Here is an 18,390-nt window from a genome sequence, read left to right on the forward strand (position 1 = left end):
AGGTAATATTTATGAAAGGGCCGATTGTTCGGCCCTTTTTTGTGTAGGCAAAAATGGATCTGGCTTTGATTACCGGCGGTAGTCGCGGCATTGGACGCGCAACCGCACTATCGCTGGCGCAGGCGGGTTATCGCGTGGCGATCAACTATCGTCAGCGTGCAGCCGAAGCGGCAAGCGTGGTGGCAGAGATTGAAGCGCAGGGCGGCAGTGCGTTTGCGCTGCAGGCCGATATTGGCGATGAAGCGCAGGTCATACGTATGTTTGCCGAATTGGACCAGCAAGAGGGCGTGCTGCGAGTGCTGGTGAATAATGCCGGTATTTTGTTTACCCAGTGTCGGGTGGAAGATCTGGATGCCGAACGTATTCAGCGCGTGTTCGCCACCAATGTCACCGGCACGTTCATCTGCTGTCGTGAGGCGGTAAAACGCATGGGCACGCATCATGGCGGCAAAGGGGGCACCATCGTCAATGTGTCATCCGCTGCGTCACGTCTCGGTGCGCCAGGCGAATATGTGGATTACGCCGCCTCAAAAGGGGCGATGGATACGCTGACTAAAGGGCTGTCGCTGGAAGTGGCATCGCAAGGCATTCGCGTCAACAGCGTGCGTCCTGGCCTTATTTATACCGACATGCACGCCGATGGCGGCGAGCCGGGTCGGGTCGATCGCCTGGCGAGCGCATTGCCAATGGGACGCGGCGGCCAGGCAGAAGAGATTGCTGCAGCAATTGTCTGGCTAGCGAGCGATGCCGCGTCATACGTGACGGGCACCTTTATCGATGCGGCTGGCGGACGATAATCACCAAGCCGGTATCAATACCGACCCCATAAAACAGTATCCGTGCGGAGTGTCGCCATGCATGGCGACCGATTCATTCAAACCCTCGCCTGTCACACCCACTCACAGATTTATTTTAGCGTACATGTGTACTCTGAAAATTATCCCGGTTACTCTGGTTGCTCAGAAATAGCACACTCGCTTTTTCCGTTGTTCAGGAATCCCCTCATGGTACAAACCCCAGTTCTTGCCCAGGGCTACTCATTGGCCGAAGAGATCGCCAATAGTATCAGCCACGGAATCGGCTGCATTTTCGGCATCATCGGCCTGGTGTTGATGTTGACACAAGCCGTTGAATCCCAAGCTAACGTTACCGCGATCACCAGTTACAGCCTGTACGGCGGCAGCATCATTCTGCTCTATCTCGCCTCAACGCTGTATCACGCCATTCCCCATCAAAAAGCCAAATACTGGCTGAAGAAATTTGACCACTGCGCCATTTATCTGTTGATTGCTGGCACTTATACGCCGTTCTTGCTGGTGGGGCTCAATTCGCCGCTGGCACAGGGCTTAATGGTGGTGATCTGGAGCCTGGCGCTGGCCGGTATTCTGTTTAAAATCGCCTTTGCCCACCGCTTTGAAGCGCTGTCGCTGGTGACCTATCTCGGTATGGGATGGTTGTCGCTGGTGGTGATTTATCAGCTGGCGATCAAACTGTCGCCGGGCGGGATTTGGCTGCTGGCTGCCGGTGGCATTGTCTATTCGCTAGGAGTGATATTCTACGTCTCGCGCCGTATTCCTTACAGTCACGCCATCTGGCACGGTTTTGTGCTCGGCGGCAGCGTATTGCACTTCTGCGCGATTTATTTTTACGTGATGTAAGCTCAATCCAGGTCGCCGAAAATGGCGACCTTACGTGTTTAGTACGGACCCGGCCCGCAATTATTCGGTTAATGAATACGGCAGCGGCTGAATGGTCAATTTGCCACTTTCGTCGCCTTCCACGCGCAGTACGCTATCCGGCTCCAAATCATTATTCATCACCACCTGCACCCAAACGCTGCCGTCATCCAGCTGCACACCGCTCAATACGGTGCCGGTGCGACGCCATTTATCGCCCATCTGCAGCTCCATCGAACCGCCAACCTCCGGCACTTTGCTGGCTTTACCTGCCAGCCAATAGAGTGCGCGTTTGTTCGCACCGCGGAATTTGGCGCGTGCCACCATCTCCTGGCCGGTGTAACACCCTTTTTTGAAGCTGATGGCATCCAGCGCCTGTAGGTTAGTGGCTTGTGGAATCAACTGCGCGCTGGTGGCGCTTTCAATCACCGGAATGCCGGCTTCGATATCCAGCGCCAGCCATTGCAGGCTGTCGTTGAACTGCGCTTCTCCCGCCAGTTTCTCTTTCAACGCATTCGCCTGTTCTGGCGTGGTCACCAGCAGGAAACGTTCGGCTGGCTGATCAAACCACAAAAGCGTGCTCTCACCTTGCTGTACTACCGGCGTTTCCGCATCCGGCAGTGTGCTGAATACGCCTGCCAGCGCGGCGCGCGCCTGGAAACCGGCAACGCCGAGCAGCACCGCTTCATCGTCAGCCACGATGGTGACTTTGGCGAACACCGCGTATTTCTTCAGTTCGGTAAGCTGCTGCTCACGCAGGTTGCGACGCACAACGTAAGCGTAACCTTCGCTGCGATGGAACAGACGAATGTTGCTCCACATTTTGCCTTTGGCATCGCAGTGCGCGGCGGGACGATGCTGCGTCTCGCCCATCGCCGCGACATCCAGCGTCAGCTGACCTTGCAGATAAGACGTGCTGTCGTTGCCCTGCACCTTAACCAGCGCCCATTCGTCGAGCGAAATCAGGGTTAAAGGCAGGCGTGACGATGCAGCAGGCTGGCGAGGTGGAAGGGTAAAAATCGACATGTCTCTTTCCTGATTAATGAGGTAATAGGTTGCAATGGTAAAAGAGCAGTGCGGCTTTGCAACCTGTTTACTGAATATGGCGCACAAATCGCGTGATACCCATTGCAAACTGGGGGATGTAACGCCGAGGTATTGCACAGGGTTAAGCACAGCGCCTGCAGCGAGAAAAAAAAGCAGGTACACTGAGCCCCACTGTTTTTAGTCATGGAACCTGAGACATGGAAATTAACGACAAAGCCCGCGTCCAATGGGCATGCCGTCGCGGCATGCTGGAGCTGGATATGGCTATCATGCCGTTTTTCAAATTTGAATATGATTCGCTGAACGACACCGATAAGCAGGTTTTTATCGCGCTACTAAAGAGTGACGATCCCGATCTGTTCAACTGGTTGATGAATCACGGTGAACCGGTTGATCCCGAGTTCAAACGTATGGTGAAACTGATTCAGCAGCGCAACCGTGAACGCGGTCCGGTGGCAATGTGATCTGCGAGCGTCACGCAGTGCGCGCGCACTGAATGTGACGCTTTCTCTACTGTGCACCGGTTTGCTGCTGGCGCTGGAGTGGCCTGACGCGTGGGCGTGGAGCAAAGCGCCGGTGTTAGTGCTGCTGCTGGCGGAGTGCTGGCGTAACGAGCGCCGTCTGGTACAGCGCGTAGGTCATTTGGGGCTGGACATGAAGGGCAATTGGCTGTGGCGCGGCGTGCGCTGGCGAGCGGAACGTAAGGCGGATTGGTTGCCGTATGGCGTTTTGCTGGTGCTGCGTAATCAGCAGGGAAAACGCTAGCGGCTATGGTTAATGCATGACAACCTGCCGCCCGGTGAATGGCGCACGCTGCGCGCCTGCTGTTTTCTAAGGGATGGTCAAACCCTGCCTTAAAGCAGCGCTGCGGTTTCCGTCAGAATCTGTTCGCACCACTGCTCAATGCGCTCATCGCTCTGTTCGAACTGGTTAACATCGTCGAGCGCCAAACCGACAAACTGCGTGCCATCGGCGGTCAGCGGTTTTTTGCTGGTGAACTCATAGCCTTCCAGCGGCCAGTAACCCACAAACTGCACGCCCATCGGCTGCAGCAGTTCGTGCAGCATGCCCAGCGCATCAAGGAACCATTCGGCGTATTCGCCCTGATCGCCCATGCCGTAAAGCGCCACGATTTTTCCGCGCAAATTCAGCGCCGGAATCTGCGGCCAAATCGCTTCCCAATCTTCCTGTAACTCACCGAAATCCCACGTCGGAATGCCGAGGATCAGCAAATCGTACTGCTCCATCAGCGACGGATCGTCATCTTTCAAATTGTGCAGCGTGACTAATTCTTCACCGATAAAGTCGCGAATCTTCTCCGCCGTCATCTCGGTGTAACAGGTACTCGAACCATAAAACAAACCAATATTCATGCAATTAATGCTCTGTCTGAACCTGACTCGGGGGCAATTGTACCAGAAGCAGGCTACTTTCAGGCATAATGAGCACGATTTCACACGGGCGGAGAGTACAGTGCAGGACAGCGATCTGATCGAACAGTTTCTGGATGCGCTTTGGATTGAGCGTAATCTGGCGCAGAACACGCTCGCCTCTTACCGGCAGGATCTGCAAACGCTCACCGACTGGCTGCATCACCACGATCGCACGCTATTAACGCTTGAAGCGCTTGATTTGCAGCAGTTTCTTGCCGAACGCGTTGAGGGCGGCTACAAAGCCACCAGCTCGGCGCGCACCCTCAGCGCCATTCGCCGCTTGTGCCAATATCTCTATCGGGAAAAAGTGCGCAGCGACGATCCCAGCGCGCTGCTGTCGGCACCGAAACTGCCGCAGCGTCTGCCGAAAGATCTCAGTGAAAACCAGGTCGAACGCTTGCTGCAGGCACCGAGCATTGATGTGCCGCTCGAACTGCGCGACAAGGCGATGCTGGAGCTGCTGTACGCTACCGGTTTACGCGTAACGGAGCTGGTGGGTTTGACCATCAGCGATATCAGCCTGCGTCAGGGCGTGGTGCGCGTAATCGGTAAAGGCAACAAAGAGCGTCTTGTGCCGTTAGGTGAAGAAGCGGTTTACTGGATTGAATACTATATGGAACATGGTCGGCCGTGGCTGCTCAACGGGCAAACACTGGACGTGATGTTTCCCAGCCAGCGCGCACAGCAAATGACGCGGCAGACCTTCTGGCATCGCATTAAACACTATGCGACCCTTGCCGGTATCGATAGCGAAAAGCTGTCGCCGCATGTGCTGCGCCACGCATTTGCCACACATTTACTGAACCACGGCGCCGATTTACGCGTCGTACAGATGTTGCTGGGCCACAGCGACCTCTCGACCACCCAAATTTATACGCACGTCGCCACTGAGCGCCTGCGTCTGTTACATCAACAGCATCATCCGCGCGCTTGAGATGCGGTAACAAGGATTTAAGATGAAAAAGCAGCTAACGATGCTGGCTCTGCTGGTCAGTGCATTCACTGGATTGGCGCATGCCGATGACAACGCTATTCAGCAAACGCTGAAAAAACTGGGATTGCAGCAGGCTGAAATCCAGCCGTCCCCGCTGCCGGGTATTAAAACGGTGCTGACCGAAAGCGGCGTGCTTTACGTCTCCGAAGACGGCAAGCACATGATTCAGGGCCCGCTGTATGATGTCAGCGGCACCCAGCCGATCAACGTTACCAACCAGCTGCTGGACAAAAAAGTTACTGCGCTGGCGCCAGACATGATTGTCTATAAAGCGCCGAAAGAGCAGCACGTCATCACCGTGTTCACCGACATCACCTGCGGCTACTGCCGCAAGCTGCATGAGCAGATGGCCGACTACAATGCGCTCGGCATCACCGTGCGCTATCTGGCCTTCCCGCGTGAAGGTCTGAATGGTCAGGTAGAAAAAGCCATGCGCGCCATCTGGTGCAGCGCCGATCGTAACAAAGCTTTCGATGCAGCAATGAAAGGCGATGCGCCGCAGATGGATGCGCCAGCGACCTGCAAAATCAATATCGAGCAGCAGTACAAACTCGGCATCCTGTTTGGCATTCAGGGTACGCCAGCCATTCTCACGGATAGCGGCATGATGATTCCTGGCTACCAGGGACCGCAAGAGCTGAAGCAGGTGCTTGACGGCCAGAAGCGTGGCGGTTAACGCACAGTGATTCATTCTGTTGAATTGCGTCGGCGCGAAGCCGAGACCGAAGCCAGCTTACCCGCTGATTTGCCCCCTTTGCTGCGCCGCTTGTATCTGCAACGTGGCGTGAAAGAGGCGCTGGAACTGGAACGCGGCGCTAAACACCTGCTGCCGTGGCAAACGCTGGGCGGCATCGAAGCCGCCGTGACGTTGCTGCATCAGATGCTGCTGGCGGGCAAACGTATCGTGGTGGTGGGCGATTTCGATGCCGATGGCGCCACCAGCACCGCGTTAACCGTGCTGGCGCTGCGCAGCCTCGGCGGTAATGTGGATTATCTGGTGCCAAACCGTTTCGAAGATGGCTACGGTTTGAGTCCGGAAGTGGTCGAGCAGGCTAAAGCGCGCGGTGCGGAGATGATCCTCACCGTCGATAACGGCATCTCATCACATGCCGGAGTGGATACTGCGCATCAGCACGGCATTCCGGTGCTGGTTACCGATCACCACTTGCCGGGCGAAACCTTGCCCGCCGCCGAAGCGATTGTTAACCCGAACCTCAACGACAGCGAATTCCCCTCACGTTCGCTGGCGGGTGTTGGCGTGGCCTTCTATCTGATGCTGGCGCTGCGTGCGCACCTGCGTCAGCAAAACTGGTTTAGTGAGAGCCGAGCCGAGCCAAATCTGGCGGAGCTGCTGGATCTGGTGGCGCTGGGCACCGTGGCCGATGTGGTGCCGCTGGATGCCAACAACCGCATTCTGGTGTGGCAAGGTTTGAGCCGTATTCGCGCGGGCAAATGCCGTGCCGGGATTCGCGCGCTGCTGGAGATTGCCAACCGCGATGCGCGCCAACTCGCCGCCAGCGATCTCGGTTTTGCCGTGGGTCCGCGCCTGAATGCTGCCGGTCGTCTGGATGATATGTCGGTCGGCGTGGCGCTGTTGCTCACCGAAGATATTTCCCAGGCGCGCATGCTGGCGAATGAACTCGATGCGCTGAATCAGACGCGCAAAGAGATTGAGCAGGGCATGAAGAGCGAAGCGCTGGCGCTGTGCGATGAGCTGGAGCGTCAGCATACCGATCTGCCGCTTGGACTGGCGTTCTACCATCCCGAGTGGCATCAGGGCGTGGTGGGGATTCTGGCGTCGCGCCTGAAAGAGCGCTTCCATCGCCCGGTGATCGCCTTCGCCCCCGCCGGAGACGGCACGCTGAAAGGTTCGGGCCGCTCAATTGCGGGTTTGCATCTGCGCGATGCGCTGGAGCGTCTCGACACGCTGTTCCCTGGCTTAATGATCAAATTTGGTGGTCACGCCATGGCGGCCGGATTGTCACTGGAAACCGCGAAGTACGAGGAGTTCCGTGCGCGATTTGCCGCGTTGATTGATGAGTGGCTGGATGGCGAAGCGTTGCAGGGCGTGATTTGGTCGGACGGCGAACTGCATGCGCAGGAGTTTACCCTGCATACTGCCGAAATGCTGCGCGAGGCTGGTCCGTGGGGCCAGGCATTCCCGGAACCCGTGTTCGATGGCAAGTTCAAGCTGTTACAACAGCGGTTAGTGGGCGAGCGTCATTTGAAAGTAATGGTCGAGCCGCTCGGCGGCGGCCCGCTGTTGGATGGGATTGCCTTCAACGTGGATACCACGTTGTGGCCAGACAGCAGCGTGCGTCAGGTGCAGCTGGCCTACAAGCTGGATATCAACGAATACCGCGGCAATCGTTCGGTGCAATTGATCATCGATCACCTTTGGCCGCTGTAGTTCACTACCAAAACGCGCAATGCATCGCGCCGCTACCTGTGCACGTATCCGTAGCGGCGCGATTTATCGCGCTCAGTTGACCTGTTAAACGTTTATCAGAAACTCACATCCACACCGCCGCGCAGCACTTTCTCGTCACCGAGATCGGCGAAGTGCTGATCGGCGCGCAGAAACAGGCGCGCGCGTGACGTCTGCGCCACATCCAACCGCACACCTAACCACTGCGAACGGCGATCGAGCTGCATACCGGGAATCATGAAGCGGTTCTGGTCATCGCCAAATCCGCCCCAGCGCGCGCTGACATCCATCGACGGATTGTTGAATGCGTACTGATATTCGCCATACAGACTCAGCATGCTCCACAATCCAGCCGACCAATCCTGCCGTGCGCTGATACTCAAACCGCTATAACCGACGCTGCGTCGATAGCTGTCGCCGTCGCCGCTCAGACCGAACGCGCTACCTTTATCTTCAAACGCACCGGTATCCAGCCCGGTTTCACGCCAGCCGAGATAGGGTTCGAGGCGATAATTCTCCTCAATTGTCCAGCGATAGCCGCTTTGCAGCGCCGCCTGCCAGCTGTTGCTGCTGGTGGTCGATGACACCGGCGAAGCTTCATCCAGCAACACCAGACGCTTTAACTCATCGCGACCATGTTGATAGCTGAGATTGCCCTGCAGATACCATGCTGGCGTCAAATCGTAGCGGCCATACAGCATCGCGCCTTGCAGGCGATTACGGCTGGTGCCGCCGCTTTGGTCGTAGGTTGAGTCGATCTGATTCTGCGTCCAGGCCACGCCCACACGCAGACCAGAAATACCCAAATCGCTATCCACGCCCAATGCGGTAAGCGTGTTGCGGTAATCGGTGCCGAGGTAGCCCGGCTGATCTAGTGAACCGCGCAGTTGACCGCTCTCCAGCCAGAAACCGTAACGATTGTCGGCGCTGGCATCGGCGATACGGTTACTCAACAGGCGGCTTTGATAATCCAGCGCGTTAAACAGTACCGCGTTGCTGGAAGCGTGCGCCTGACCGGAAAGTGAATTGATGGCGGCCTGCGCGCTGCGGGCATCTGCCAGCGACTGAAACGCTCCTGCTGCGCCCAGCGCTGACTGCTGCGCACTGCTCAGTGAACCCTGTTGCTGCCAGCTGTCCGCTACGCTAAACGCCTGCTCCAGATTCGCGGCCGTTTGCTGAGTGCTGGCGCCGTTCATGCCCAGCGCTGCCGCTACTGCCGCGGTATTTTTACGCGTCAGCTGGCCAGTGACGCTGTTAGCGTTGTAGCTGACCGAACCATCAAGAAACACGCCAGTATTGACCTGACTGAACTGGCCGCTAACACCCGCATCGCTGGTCAGCAGCGTTTCCTGCTGTTTCACCACATATGTTGATGAGGGGGGCGCGAGGTTCAGCGTGCCGTCCAGCGTAGAGTGGCCTGCTACACGCAGCGGGCTGTTTAACGCGATATTGAGCACGCTATTACTGCGTTGCTGGTAATCGCCTTGCACCTGCAAACCGCCGTTGACCGTTCCCTGATTGAGTAAGCTGCCGCCAATCACACCGCTGCCACCCAAAGTGCCGCTGCCGCTGACGTTGGCACTGCCCGCAATCGCACCCTCAATCAGCAACGTATTGGCGGCAACGCTGGTCTGGCCGAGGTAACTGTTGTTAGCGGTTAACCGCAGCACGCCGCCATTATTGGCGCCGTCGAGTATCAGGCCACGATCGCCGCTGATGGCATTCGAGAAGACATAGCTACCCGCATCCAGGCTGGCGTGAAAATCATTGGCCCAGAACATTGCCGGACCGTTGAGCGCTTTCGCCTGGTTGAGATCGCCCCAGCCGAAGGTGTTGTTGTAAGGCCGCCCGTTGGCGCTATCCGCAGCGCCTGCGTAAGCATCACTGCGATAAGTGGCGGTGGTCAGCAACGTTTGCTGCAGGTTGTAGCCGCTCATCCACGGAAAGCGCTGCAACACTTGCGAAGCGGCCGCAGCGGCGCGCGGCGCGGCAAACGAGGTGCCGTAGCTACGCGCATTTACCCAGGTACCATCGGCGTTCTGAAAGCGATAATCGGTGTATCCCGGTGCGCTCAGGCACCATGCCGCGGCGTTACCACAGGCATCAAACGGCCCGGTTAACGCCGCGCGGTTCGCCGTGTCATATGAGGTGCTGTCCATCACGCCGGTAACGGCCAGCATATTCTTTTGCAGTGCGCTGTCCTGATAAATCAGCGGCAGCTGCGCGTTAGGGGACGGTGTTGCAGTGCCGCCATTGCCGGTGATCACCACCGCCAAACCGTTAGCCGCTGCAATCTCACGCATGCTTTGCACCAGCACCTGATAGTGCGGCTGCGCATCGGATAGCGCCTGTGCGGAGGTTAAGCGCTCGTTGGAGGCATACGACATATTGAAAACCCGCACGCCCTGGCTCAGCAGGCCGCTCACCGCACGGGCGGTATCGTCGTAGTGAAAGATATTGTTCTGCGATGCCTGCGCCACATACAGCGTGCTGCCCGGCGACAGGCCTAATAACGTCAGCGCCACCACGGTGCCGTGACCGTTAATGCCCTGATTATCATTCAAACTACTGCCGCCGCCGACGTAGCTGGTGAACTGCACGTTGGCGTAATTGATTTCACTGCGATCGGGCGATAACCCTGAATCAATAATGCCGACTTTGCTGGCATTGCCTGAAGCGCTGGGCTGAGCTGGCGTGGGTGTCTCAGGCGTGCCGGTGGTGGGCGAGGTTGCCGCGCTACTGCCACCTCCGCCGCCGCCGCCGCCTCCGCAGGCGGCAAGTAACAAAGGCATTAACAAGGCAAGCAGGCGCGGTGAAGTGCGCAAACCGGGAATAAACATCGATACTCCTTCATGTCTCTCAGGACATGTTGTGCCCGCTCACGTTTACGGGCGCTGATTACTGTGTCATTCCCTGTCGAAGCTGCGCATTCCTGGCGATCGTGGTGACAAACGGTCTGGACGTCAGTGATGTCCATCGGGGGGATAGTCACTGAGCAAAATGATAAAAGGGCGCTAATAAATCGATAGGCTGAATATCAGCTGCTTAATGGCGTTATTTGAGACGTGTCTGCTTTCTTGCAGGAAATTTCTCACAAGACAATTCTTAATGATTTATCGTTATAAATCATGATCTTTAATGACGTCATCTGGCGCCAATTGCCTAATTTTTGCAGGAAAATTCCTAAGAAGGTTCTGAAGGCGAGGTATTTGCGGAGGTGTTTGGGAAAGCGTAGCGGGTAAAGCTTTCCAGAAGGATAAGAACTTTTTTTCTTACGGCGGAGGCGCGCTCACTCAGGCGGCGTGCAATGCTACAAAGTGCGCACACTTTCGGGTAAACTAGCGCGTTAGTTTTTATCTCCTTTCACCGAATCGTCAAAAAAGACTGAAAAGCCATGTTTGAAATTAATCCGGTCAAAAATCGTATCCAGGACCTCAGTGAGCGCAGCGACGTTCTTCGGGGGTATCTTTGACTACGATGCCAAGAAAGAACGCCTCGAAGAAGTAAACGCCGAGCTGGAGCAGCCTGACGTCTGGAACGAACCTGAGCGCGCGCAAGCGCTGGGTAAAGAACGTGCTTCACTGGAAGCGGTAGTGGAAACCTTAGATCACATGACGCAAGGCCTGGAAGATGTGCAGGGCCTGCTGGATCTGGCGGTGGAAGCTGACGACGAAGAGACTTTCAACGAAGCGGTTGCCGAGCTTGATGCACTGGAAGTGAAGCTGGGCGAACTGGAATTCCGTCGTATGTTCTCAGGCGAATATGACAGCGCCGACTGCTACATGGACATTCAGGCCGGTTCCGGCGGCACCGAAGCGCAGGATTGGGCCAGCATGCTGCTGCGCATGTATCTGCGCTGGGCGGAAGCCAAAGGCTATAAAACCGAAATTATTGAAGAGTCAGACGGTGAAGTGGCCGGAACCAAATCCGCCACCATTAAAATCATCGGCGACTACGCGTTTGGCTGGCTGCGTACCGAAACCGGCGTTCATCGCCTGGTGCGTAAGAGCCCGTTCGATTCCGGCGGCCGTCGTCATACCTCATTCAGTTCGGTGTTTATCTACCCGGAAGTGGATGACAACATCGATATCGATATCAATCCTGCCGATCTGCGTATCGACGTTTACCGCGCCTCCGGTGCGGGTGGCCAGCACGTTAACAAAACCGAGTCTGCGGTGCGTATTACCCACTTGCCGACCAACATTGTGGTGCAGTGCCAAAACGACCGTTCACAGCACAAGAACAAAGATCAGGCCTTCAAGCAGTTACGCGCCAAGCTGTACGAATATGAGATGCAGAAGAAAAACGCGGATAAGCAGGCAGCGGAAGATAACAAATCTGATATCGGCTGGGGCAGCCAGATCCGTTCTTATGTTCTCGACGATTCACGCATCAAGGATCTGCGTACCAGCGTAGAAACCCGCAACACCCAAGCGGTGCTGGATGGCGATATCGATCGTTTTATTGAAGCAAGTTTAAAAGCAGGGCTATAAGGAACCGACATGTCTGAACAACAACCGCAGAGCGCTGATGCCGCCCTTGAGTTAAACAACGAACTGAAAGCGCGTCGCGAAAAACTCAGCGCGCTGCGTGAAAAAGGCGTGGCGTTTCCTAACGATTTCCGCCGCGATACCACGTCCGATGTGCTGCACGCCAGCTATGACGCGAAAGAGAATGAAGAGCTGGAAGCGCTGGGTGTTGAGGTGAGCGTGGCCGGTCGTATGATGACGCGCCGCATCATGGGTAAAGCGTCATTCGCGACCCTGCAGGATGTCGGCGGCCAGATTCAGATCTACGTCTCACGCGACGATCTGCCAGAAGGCGTCTACAACGAGCAGTTCAAAAAGTGGGATCTCGGCGATATCCTCGGTGCGCGCGGTAAGCTGTTCAAAACCAAAACCGGTGAGCTGTCGATCCACATCACTGAGCTGCGTCTGCTGACCAAAGCGCTGCGTCCGCTGCCGGACAAATTCCACGGCCTGGCCGATCAGGAAACCCGTTATCGTCAGCGTTATCTCGATCTGATCTCCAACGACGATTCGCGCAAAACCTTTAAAATTCGCTCACAAATCATGGCCGGCATTCGTCAGTTCATGGTTAACCGCGATTTTATGGAAGTGGAAACCCCGATGATGCAGGTGATTCCGGGCGGCGCGTCTGCGCGTCCGTTCATCACCCATCACAATGCGCTTGATATCGATATGTACCTGCGTATTGCGCCAGAGCTGTATCTGAAGCGTCTGGTGGTTGGCGGTTTTGATCGCGTGTTCGAGATCAACCGTAACTTCCGTAACGAAGGGATTTCGCCACGCCATAACCCAGAGTTCACCATGATGGAACTCTATATGGCGTATGCGGATTACAAAGATCTGATCGAACTGACCGAAAGCCTGTTCCGTACGCTGGCGCAGGATGTGCTGGGCACCACGGAAGTGCCGTATGGCGATCACAGCTTCGATTTCGGTAAGCCGTTCGAGAAGCTCACCATGCGTGAAGCGATCAAAAAATACCGTCCGGAAACTGACCTGAGCGATCTGGAAGACTTTGATAAAGCGGTAGCGATTGCCCAATCACTGCACATCAAAGTTGAGAAGAGCTGGGGCCTGGGCCGCGTCGTTACAGAGATCTTCGAAGAGACCGCTGAAGCGCACCTGATTCAGCCAACCTTCATCACCGAATACCCGGCTGAAGTATCACCGCTGGCGCGTCGTAACGACGAGAACCCGGAAATCACTGACCGCTTTGAGTTCTTCATCGGCGGCCGTGAAATCGGTAACGGCTTCTCAGAGCTCAACGATGCAGAAGATCAGGCTGAGCGTTTCCTGCAGCAGGTGAATGCGAAAGAGTCTGGCGATGATGAAGCGATGTTCTACGACGAAGACTACGTCACCGCGCTGGAGCACGGCCTGCCGCCAACCGCTGGTTTGGGTATTGGTATCGACCGTATGGTGATGCTGTTCACCAACAGCCACACCATCCGCGACGTGATCCTGTTCCCGGCACTGCGCCCGACCGGTAAGTAGTATTTCGCCGCAGTCCCCCATCCCGGTCCGTGCTCGCTGTCCCCCTCCTCGGTCCTCCCCCATGAATGGGGGAGGAAGATGCTGCAAAATGTGAGTTCTGAAGCTGCATGTGGCAGCATCTCCTTCCCCCGCTAGCGGGGGAAGGCCGGGATGGGGGACAGCCAGCACATTCCCCCCAACACAAAATTCCTGATGACAACCCGGCACGCTCTGTGCAGGATGGTTTTTTTCTTTTTCAGGGAATCGCCATGAGTGCAAAAGCGGCAACGTTAGAGGGCCGGATTCGTCAGCACTGGGATCAACTCTCCAGCCACGAGCAGCGACTTGCCGATGTGCTACTCGCCGCACCAGGCCAGTTAGCCATGAACACCGCCACCGAGCTGGCACACAGCGCGGGCGTGTCCAAAGCCACCACCACGCGCTTCTTCCGCCATCTCGGCTATGAAAGTTATGAAGCCGCACGTCGCCAGGCGCGTGACATGCAAAGCAGCGGTTCACCGCTCTATCTGCAACCGGCACCTAGCGCGTCGCCGCTGGCGAGCATCATGCAGCAGCATCTGGAAAGAGAGATCGCCAACCTGGTCAACAGCTATCGCACGCTGGACAGCGAACAGCTGCAGCAGGCGGTCAGCGCCATCAGCCAGGCGCGCCGCGTGGTGGTAATGGGTTGGCGCCACAGCCAAACCATCGCGCATCTGATTTATCGTGACCTGATCCATATTCACTCCGATGTGCGTCTGCTGCCGCGTCCCGGCGATTCGCTGGCGGAACATGTAGCGGCGTTGACCGCCGAGGATGTGGTGATCTGCGTCGGTCTGCGTCGTCGCATGCCCGCGCTGGAGGCGGCGATGAACGCGCTGGCCGAGCGCAATGTGCCGATGTTGTATATCGCCGACGTGCTTTCCGGCAAACCGGCGCGCCATGCGCAGTGGGTAATCCGCTGTCACACCGACAGCAGCCTGATTTTCGACAGCACCGCCGCGCTCTCTGGCGTGTGTAACCTGCTCTGTTCACTGGTGGCCCGGCAAATGGGTAAAGCCAGCAACGATCATCTCGCGCAAATCGAAGCGCTGCACCAATCCCTCGACGAACTGGAATAATGCGCCTTGCTGGCGCATTGTGCGCCAGAAAAATCACCAAAACGGTGCAATTCTGTCCAGTGCCCACCCATCCAATTATCCCCGTTTTACCGCGTGTGAAATAATAGAAACTAAAAATAAAAATTAAGAAACAAATGTTTCCATTTGATTTTATTAAATAAAATCTGTTTTTTATCAGATCTCCCTGCATGGTAGTGAAAAAGCTGGCACAAAATATGCTCAGTAGAAAATGACATTTCACCAACACCAGGGAATCACCATAATGAAAAAAACAGCACTGCTGATTGCCGCACTTCTCTCCGTCGGCACCATGGCGCAGGCACAAGCCGATACGCTGGCCGACATCAAAAGCAGCGGCAAAATTACCGTCGGTATCGATCCAACCTTTCCTCCCTACGAATACACCGATGACAAAGGTGAGATCACCGGTTACAGCGTGGCGATCATGCAATCCTTTGCCAACGATCTCGGTGTGAAACTGGAGTTTCAGAAAACCGCCTTCAGCGGCATTCTGCCGGGCCTGATTTCGGGCTCTTTCAATGCCGAAGGTTCATCCCTCAACGTCACGGCGGAACGCGCGAAAAAAGTGCTGTTTACCGTGCCGTACAGCAAAACCGTCAACGGCGTGCTGGTGCGTGAAGCCGAAGCGAAAACCTTCAGCGGCAAGGCCCTGAGTCCGGAAAGCTTGTCGGGTCTGCGCGGTGCGGTGAAAACCGCCAGCGTGCCAGAGCAGCTGTTGAAGGGCTTCAACGAACAGTTGAAGAAGGAGGGTAAAAAACCGATCACCATCATCAATGTCGATTCACTCGATCAAACCGTCAGCACCTTGATGACCAAACGCGCCGACTTCGTTTATGACGACATCTCGGTACTGGCGCCGGTAGCAAAAAAATATGCCGGCAAAGTGGCGCAGGTGGGCGAAGTCGGCCCGTCGCAGTGGATGGGTTGGGCGACACGTAAAGGAGATGGCAGCCTGAACAAAGCCATTAGCGACCACATCCTGGCGATGCAGAAAGACGGCGAACTGACCAAACTGCAGCAGCAATATCTCGGCACCACCTTTACCGTGCCCGCCAGCGACTTCATTCCGCAGGAGTAATTATGTGCCAGTCCAACCTGACGGTGCCTGCCGGCTTTGGCAAAACCTTCCGCGTGCGCAAGGGCCAGTTTATTACCGTGATTGACAGCGAAGGGCAGCAGGCGGCCGATTTTGTCGCGGTGAACGCCGATGACCTGAACGAGAAGCTGTCGCCGGTGCACACGCGCCAACAGCTGCGCTCGCTGTTCTTTAAGCCGGGTGACGCGTTGTGGTCGAGTGAAAACCGCCCGATGCTGCGCATTCTTGTCGACAGCATCGGCATCCACGACGCCAACGTACCGGCCTGCGATCGCACCCGTTTCAGCATCGATTTCGGTGTCGAAGGGCATCGCAACTGCGTCGATAACCTGCTGGAGGGGATGAAGGCGTTTGGCGTCACCTACTTCTCGCTGCCGGAACCGTTCAACCTATTTCAGAACGGCCCGGTCACCGCCGATGGCCGCATGGAAGTGACCGATCCCAACAGCAAAGCGGGCGATAGCATCACCTTTGAAGCGCTGTGCGATCTGATATGCGCGGTCTCATCCTGCCCGCAGGACATTATTCCCGGCAACGGCCTGCAGGTGACGCCAATCGACATCGTGGTCAGCGACCATTTTCACGCTCAGGAGATGAATCATGCTGTTAATGCGTGAAAGTTATGAAGAAACCGCCGTGCGCACGCTGGCTGAACCGGTACCGGTTGCGCGGGGCAGCATCGGTTCGATTCGCGTGCTGCGCGGTCAGTTGCTGCGCATCACCGCTCAGGGCGATGGTGCGGTGGCTTCGCTGTTTGGCTTTAGCCTGGCCGATCCCGCCGTGTGGCTGTCGGTACACCACACGCGGGTGTTTAGCAACAGCTACCTGCTCGGTTCCGGCATGCGTCTGGTGAACAACCGTCGTCGTCCGATGATGGTGCTGGGCAAAGACAGCGTGAAGCGTCACGACCTGCTGCTGCCGGCCTCCACCACGGCGTTTCTCGCTGAGCGCGGTTATCCGGGCGAAGGTTGTCTCGATGCGCTGCGCGGCGAGCTGGCGCGTCTGGGCATGGTGGTGCCGAAGCTGCCGGATCCCATCAACCTGTTTATGCACGTCAAGCTGACGCGTGAAGGCGAGATTCTGCCGGAAACCAACCTGACCCAAGCTGGCGACAGCATTACCTGTCGCGTGGTGATGGACACGCAGTTCATCGTCTCCGCCTGTAACACCGGCATTGAGGGCAACGATCGTCCCGCGCCGCTGCTGCTGTCGGTGGCGGAAAATCTGCACGACTTTAACGCGGAGTAACGCATGGGGCTGGATCAACAGGTAGTGGCCGCGCTGCCGGAACTCGGACACGGCCTGCTGATGACGCTGGTGCTCACCGTGCTGGCGTCATTAGTCAGCGTGGTGATGGGGCAGCTCGGCTGCTTCCTGCAGCTGCGTCGTGCCTGGATCTGGCGCGCCATCGGGCGTTGCTATGTCAGCGTGATGCGCGGAACGCCAGCGATTGTGCAGCTGTTTGTGGTGTTTTTCACCTTGCCGCGGCTGGGATTGGGCGGTCAGCCGATGCTGGCGGCGGTGATTGCCATTGGCCTCAACAGCGGCGCGTACGTGGCGGAAATCCTGCGCGTGAATCGCAGCCTGGTGACGCGCGGACAGCTGGAAGCGTCGCGCACGCTGGGTCTGAGCCGCCTGCTGACGTGGTGGTACGTCATCAATCCCCAAGTGATGCGCGCCAGTCTGCCGATGCTGGTGAATGAATTCACCATTCTGCTGAAAACCACGCCGCTGGCGTCGGTGGTGGCGCTCACCGAACTGACCTACGCCGGACAGATCGTCATCGCCCGCACCTACGAAGCCACGCAGGTGCTGCTGCTGGTGGCGGCCGGTTATCTGCTGATCGCCATGCCGTTAATCGCGGCGGCGCGCCGTTTAGAAGCGAAGCGGAGGTTAGCGTAATGGATTGGCAGGCAATTATCACCTCTCTGCCGTCGCTCGGTGACGGCCTGCTCGCCACCTTGCAGCTTTGTCTGGTGGCGGCGCTCTGCTCGATGCTGTGGGGCGCGCTGCTGGCCGTATTGCTGATGCGGGCATCGCGGTTCTGGCTGCGTCTGCTCAATCTTTACAGCGGCTTAACCCTCGCGCTGCCGCTGCTGGTGGTGATCTATCTGCTCTATTTTGTGTTGCCGGAATATGACATCACGCTGTCGTCGCCGGTGGTGGGCGTGCTTGCATTGACGCTCTACTACGCGCCTTACATTGCGCAGGTGATCCGCTCGGCGATTGATGCGCTGCCGCAAGGGCAGTGGGAAGCGTGCCGCGTGTTGGGCCTGAGCCGCAGCGAACAACTGCGTGACGTGGTGCTGCCGCAAACGCTGCCGCAGATGTTGTCGCCGCTGGTCGGGCTGATGATCGGTTTGATTAAAGACTCCGCGCTGCTGTCGATTGTCTCGGTGCAGGAGTTTATGTACGTCGCCAAACAGGCGATTTCGGATACCTACGCGCCGCTGGAGATCTATCTCACGGTGGCGCTCTGTTACTGGCTGCTCAACAGCATCATCGACTGGCTGGCGCGCGGCCTTGAATCTCGCATGACGCGCTATCGTCGTGCCATGCAGCATTAATCAGG

Annotated in this window: 18 protein-coding genes; 15 read left to right on the forward strand and 3 right to left on the reverse strand. The window is 56.9% G+C overall.

Annotated elements, in window-relative coordinates; translation table 11 throughout:
- Window positions 1-53: 53 nt before the first annotated feature.
- Both KVT28_RS17000 and KVT28_RS17005 read left to right on the forward strand, forming a co-directional pair.
- Window positions 54-797, forward strand: a complete 744-nt coding sequence (locus KVT28_RS17000) for an SDR family oxidoreductase (RefSeq protein ID WP_217549415.1) — start codon at window positions 54-56, stop codon at window positions 795-797.
- 207 nt (window positions 798-1,004) lie between these two features.
- Window positions 1,005-1,658, forward strand: a complete 654-nt coding sequence (locus KVT28_RS17005; protein ID WP_101761956.1) for a hemolysin III family protein — start codon at window positions 1,005-1,007, stop codon at window positions 1,656-1,658.
- A gap of 60 nt (window positions 1,659-1,718) precedes the next feature.
- On the opposite strand, the gene ygfZ is transcribed toward KVT28_RS17005, so the two are convergent.
- Complete coding sequence (ygfZ, locus tag KVT28_RS17010) at window positions 1,719-2,702, reverse strand: tRNA-modifying protein YgfZ (protein WP_101761957.1); 984 nt, start codon at window positions 2,700-2,702, stop codon at window positions 1,719-1,721.
- 218 nt (window positions 2,703-2,920) lie between these two features.
- On the opposite strand from ygfZ, the gene sdhE reads away from it, so the two are divergent.
- On the forward strand, window positions 2,921-3,187 hold the full coding sequence (gene sdhE, locus KVT28_RS17015; RefSeq protein ID WP_101761958.1) for an FAD assembly factor SdhE: 267 nt from the start codon (window positions 2,921-2,923) through the stop codon (window positions 3,185-3,187).
- Window positions 3,162-3,488: a protein YgfX gene (locus KVT28_RS17020; RefSeq protein ID WP_368734930.1), complete on the forward strand. Its 327-nt coding sequence runs from the start codon at window positions 3,162-3,164 to the stop codon at window positions 3,486-3,488. The genes sdhE and KVT28_RS17020 overlap by 26 nt, the downstream gene beginning before the upstream one ends.
- Window positions 3,489-3,577: 89 nt before the next feature.
- Here the strand turns inward: KVT28_RS17020 and fldB are convergent, their stop codons facing one another.
- The gene (gene fldB, locus KVT28_RS17025) at window positions 3,578-4,096 is read right to left on the reverse strand and encodes a flavodoxin FldB (RefSeq protein WP_101761960.1); all 519 of its coding nucleotides are present in this window, start codon (window positions 4,094-4,096) and stop codon (window positions 3,578-3,580) included.
- Window positions 4,097-4,196: 100 nt separating this feature from the next.
- On the opposite strand from fldB, the gene xerD reads away from it, so the two are divergent.
- The 3 genes from xerD to recJ are packed head-to-tail and all read left to right on the forward strand — an operon-like array spanning window position 4,197 to window position 7,560.
- Complete coding sequence (gene xerD, locus KVT28_RS17030; protein ID WP_192412041.1) at window positions 4,197-5,090, forward strand: site-specific tyrosine recombinase XerD; 894 nt, start codon at window positions 4,197-4,199, stop codon at window positions 5,088-5,090.
- A gap of 22 nt (window positions 5,091-5,112) precedes the next feature.
- The gene (gene dsbC / locus KVT28_RS17035) at window positions 5,113-5,826 is read left to right on the forward strand and encodes a bifunctional protein-disulfide isomerase/oxidoreductase DsbC (protein ID WP_101761962.1); all 714 of its coding nucleotides are present in this window, start codon (window positions 5,113-5,115) and stop codon (window positions 5,824-5,826) included.
- Window positions 5,827-5,832: 6 nt separating this feature from the next.
- Window positions 5,833-7,560 (forward strand): single-stranded-DNA-specific exonuclease RecJ, encoded by a 1,728-nt coding sequence (gene recJ / locus KVT28_RS17040; protein WP_101761963.1) that lies wholly within the window; start codon window positions 5,833-5,835, stop codon window positions 7,558-7,560.
- A gap of 95 nt (window positions 7,561-7,655) precedes the next feature.
- Here recJ and KVT28_RS17045 read toward each other — a convergent pair whose 3' ends face one another.
- The gene (locus KVT28_RS17045; protein ID WP_217549418.1) at window positions 7,656-10,418 is read right to left on the reverse strand and encodes an autotransporter domain-containing protein; all 2,763 of its coding nucleotides are present in this window, start codon (window positions 10,416-10,418) and stop codon (window positions 7,656-7,658) included.
- A 554-nt stretch (window positions 10,419-10,972) separates the two neighbouring features.
- Between KVT28_RS17045 and prfB the strand changes: the two genes are divergently transcribed.
- From prfB to KVT28_RS17085, 8 genes are all read left to right on the forward strand, one after another.
- Window positions 10,973-12,071 (forward strand): peptide chain release factor 2 gene (prfB, locus tag KVT28_RS17050; protein WP_110867985.1). Its coding sequence is split into 2 segments (ribosomal slippage): window positions 10,973-11,047 and window positions 11,049-12,071, totalling 1,098 coding nucleotides; the frame shifts between segments, so codons are not numbered across the junction.
- 9 nt (window positions 12,072-12,080) lie between these two features.
- The gene (gene lysS / locus KVT28_RS17055; RefSeq protein ID WP_101761966.1) at window positions 12,081-13,601 is read left to right on the forward strand and encodes a lysine--tRNA ligase; all 1,521 of its coding nucleotides are present in this window, start codon (window positions 12,081-12,083) and stop codon (window positions 13,599-13,601) included.
- A gap of 248 nt (window positions 13,602-13,849) precedes the next feature.
- Window positions 13,850-14,701, forward strand: a complete 852-nt coding sequence (locus KVT28_RS17060) for a MurR/RpiR family transcriptional regulator (protein ID WP_101762021.1) — start codon at window positions 13,850-13,852, stop codon at window positions 14,699-14,701.
- A gap of 262 nt (window positions 14,702-14,963) precedes the next feature.
- Entirely contained in the window at window positions 14,964-15,800 is an 837-nt protein-coding gene (locus tag KVT28_RS17065) for a transporter substrate-binding domain-containing protein (RefSeq protein ID WP_217549420.1), read from the forward strand.
- Window positions 15,801-15,802: 2 nt separating this feature from the next.
- On the forward strand, window positions 15,803-16,435 hold the full coding sequence (locus KVT28_RS17070; RefSeq protein ID WP_217549422.1) for a DUF1989 domain-containing protein: 633 nt from the start codon (window positions 15,803-15,805) through the stop codon (window positions 16,433-16,435).
- Window positions 16,419-17,066 carry an urea carboxylase-associated family protein gene (locus KVT28_RS17075; RefSeq protein ID WP_217549424.1) on the forward strand — a complete coding sequence of 216 codons (648 nt, stop codon included), beginning with the start codon at window positions 16,419-16,421 and terminating at the stop codon, window positions 17,064-17,066. Before KVT28_RS17070 ends, KVT28_RS17075 begins: the two co-directional genes overlap by 17 nt.
- Window positions 17,067-17,069: 3 nt before the next feature.
- The gene (locus tag KVT28_RS17080) at window positions 17,070-17,720 is read left to right on the forward strand and encodes an amino acid ABC transporter permease (protein WP_192412037.1); all 651 of its coding nucleotides are present in this window, start codon (window positions 17,070-17,072) and stop codon (window positions 17,718-17,720) included.
- Window positions 17,720-18,385: an amino acid ABC transporter permease gene (locus KVT28_RS17085; protein ID WP_217549426.1), complete on the forward strand. Its 666-nt coding sequence runs from the start codon at window positions 17,720-17,722 to the stop codon at window positions 18,383-18,385. Before KVT28_RS17080 ends, KVT28_RS17085 begins: the two co-directional genes overlap by 1 nt.
- Window positions 18,386-18,390: the final 5 nt, after the last annotated feature.

This window comes from Pantoea sp. GbtcB22 (genome assembly GCF_019091025.1).
In the GTDB taxonomy this organism is placed as follows: Bacteria; Pseudomonadota; Gammaproteobacteria; order Enterobacterales; family Enterobacteriaceae; genus Pantoea; species Pantoea leporis.

Coding starts and splice junctions, on each gene's coding strand:
- KVT28_RS17075 (WP_217549424.1), top strand. CDS start 16,419: ATGCTGTTAATGCGTGAAAGTTATGAAGAAACCGCCGTGCGCACGCTG.
- KVT28_RS17070 (WP_217549422.1), top strand. CDS start 15,803: ATGTGCCAGTCCAACCTGACGGTGCCTGCCGGCTTTGGCAAAACCTTC.
- KVT28_RS17005 (WP_101761956.1), top strand. CDS start 1,005: ATGGTACAAACCCCAGTTCTTGCCCAGGGCTACTCATTGGCCGAAGAG.
- KVT28_RS17085 (WP_217549426.1), top strand. CDS start 17,720: ATGGATTGGCAGGCAATTATCACCTCTCTGCCGTCGCTCGGTGACGGC.
- KVT28_RS17065 (WP_217549420.1), top strand. CDS start 14,964: ATGAAAAAAACAGCACTGCTGATTGCCGCACTTCTCTCCGTCGGCACC.
- ygfZ (WP_101761957.1), bottom strand. CDS start 2,702: ATGTCGATTTTTACCCTTCCACCTCGCCAGCCTGCTGCATCGTCACGC.
- KVT28_RS17000 (WP_217549415.1), top strand. CDS start 54: ATGGATCTGGCTTTGATTACCGGCGGTAGTCGCGGCATTGGACGCGCA.
- dsbC (WP_101761962.1), top strand. CDS start 5,113: ATGAAAAAGCAGCTAACGATGCTGGCTCTGCTGGTCAGTGCATTCACT.
- KVT28_RS17045 (WP_217549418.1), bottom strand. CDS start 10,418: ATGTTTATTCCCGGTTTGCGCACTTCACCGCGCCTGCTTGCCTTGTTA.
- KVT28_RS17080 (WP_192412037.1), top strand. CDS start 17,070: ATGGGGCTGGATCAACAGGTAGTGGCCGCGCTGCCGGAACTCGGACAC.
- fldB (WP_101761960.1), bottom strand. CDS start 4,096: ATGAATATTGGTTTGTTTTATGGTTCGAGTACCTGTTACACCGAGATG.
- sdhE (WP_101761958.1), top strand. CDS start 2,921: ATGGAAATTAACGACAAAGCCCGCGTCCAATGGGCATGCCGTCGCGGC.
- KVT28_RS17060 (WP_101762021.1), top strand. CDS start 13,850: ATGAGTGCAAAAGCGGCAACGTTAGAGGGCCGGATTCGTCAGCACTGG.
- lysS (WP_101761966.1), top strand. CDS start 12,081: ATGTCTGAACAACAACCGCAGAGCGCTGATGCCGCCCTTGAGTTAAAC.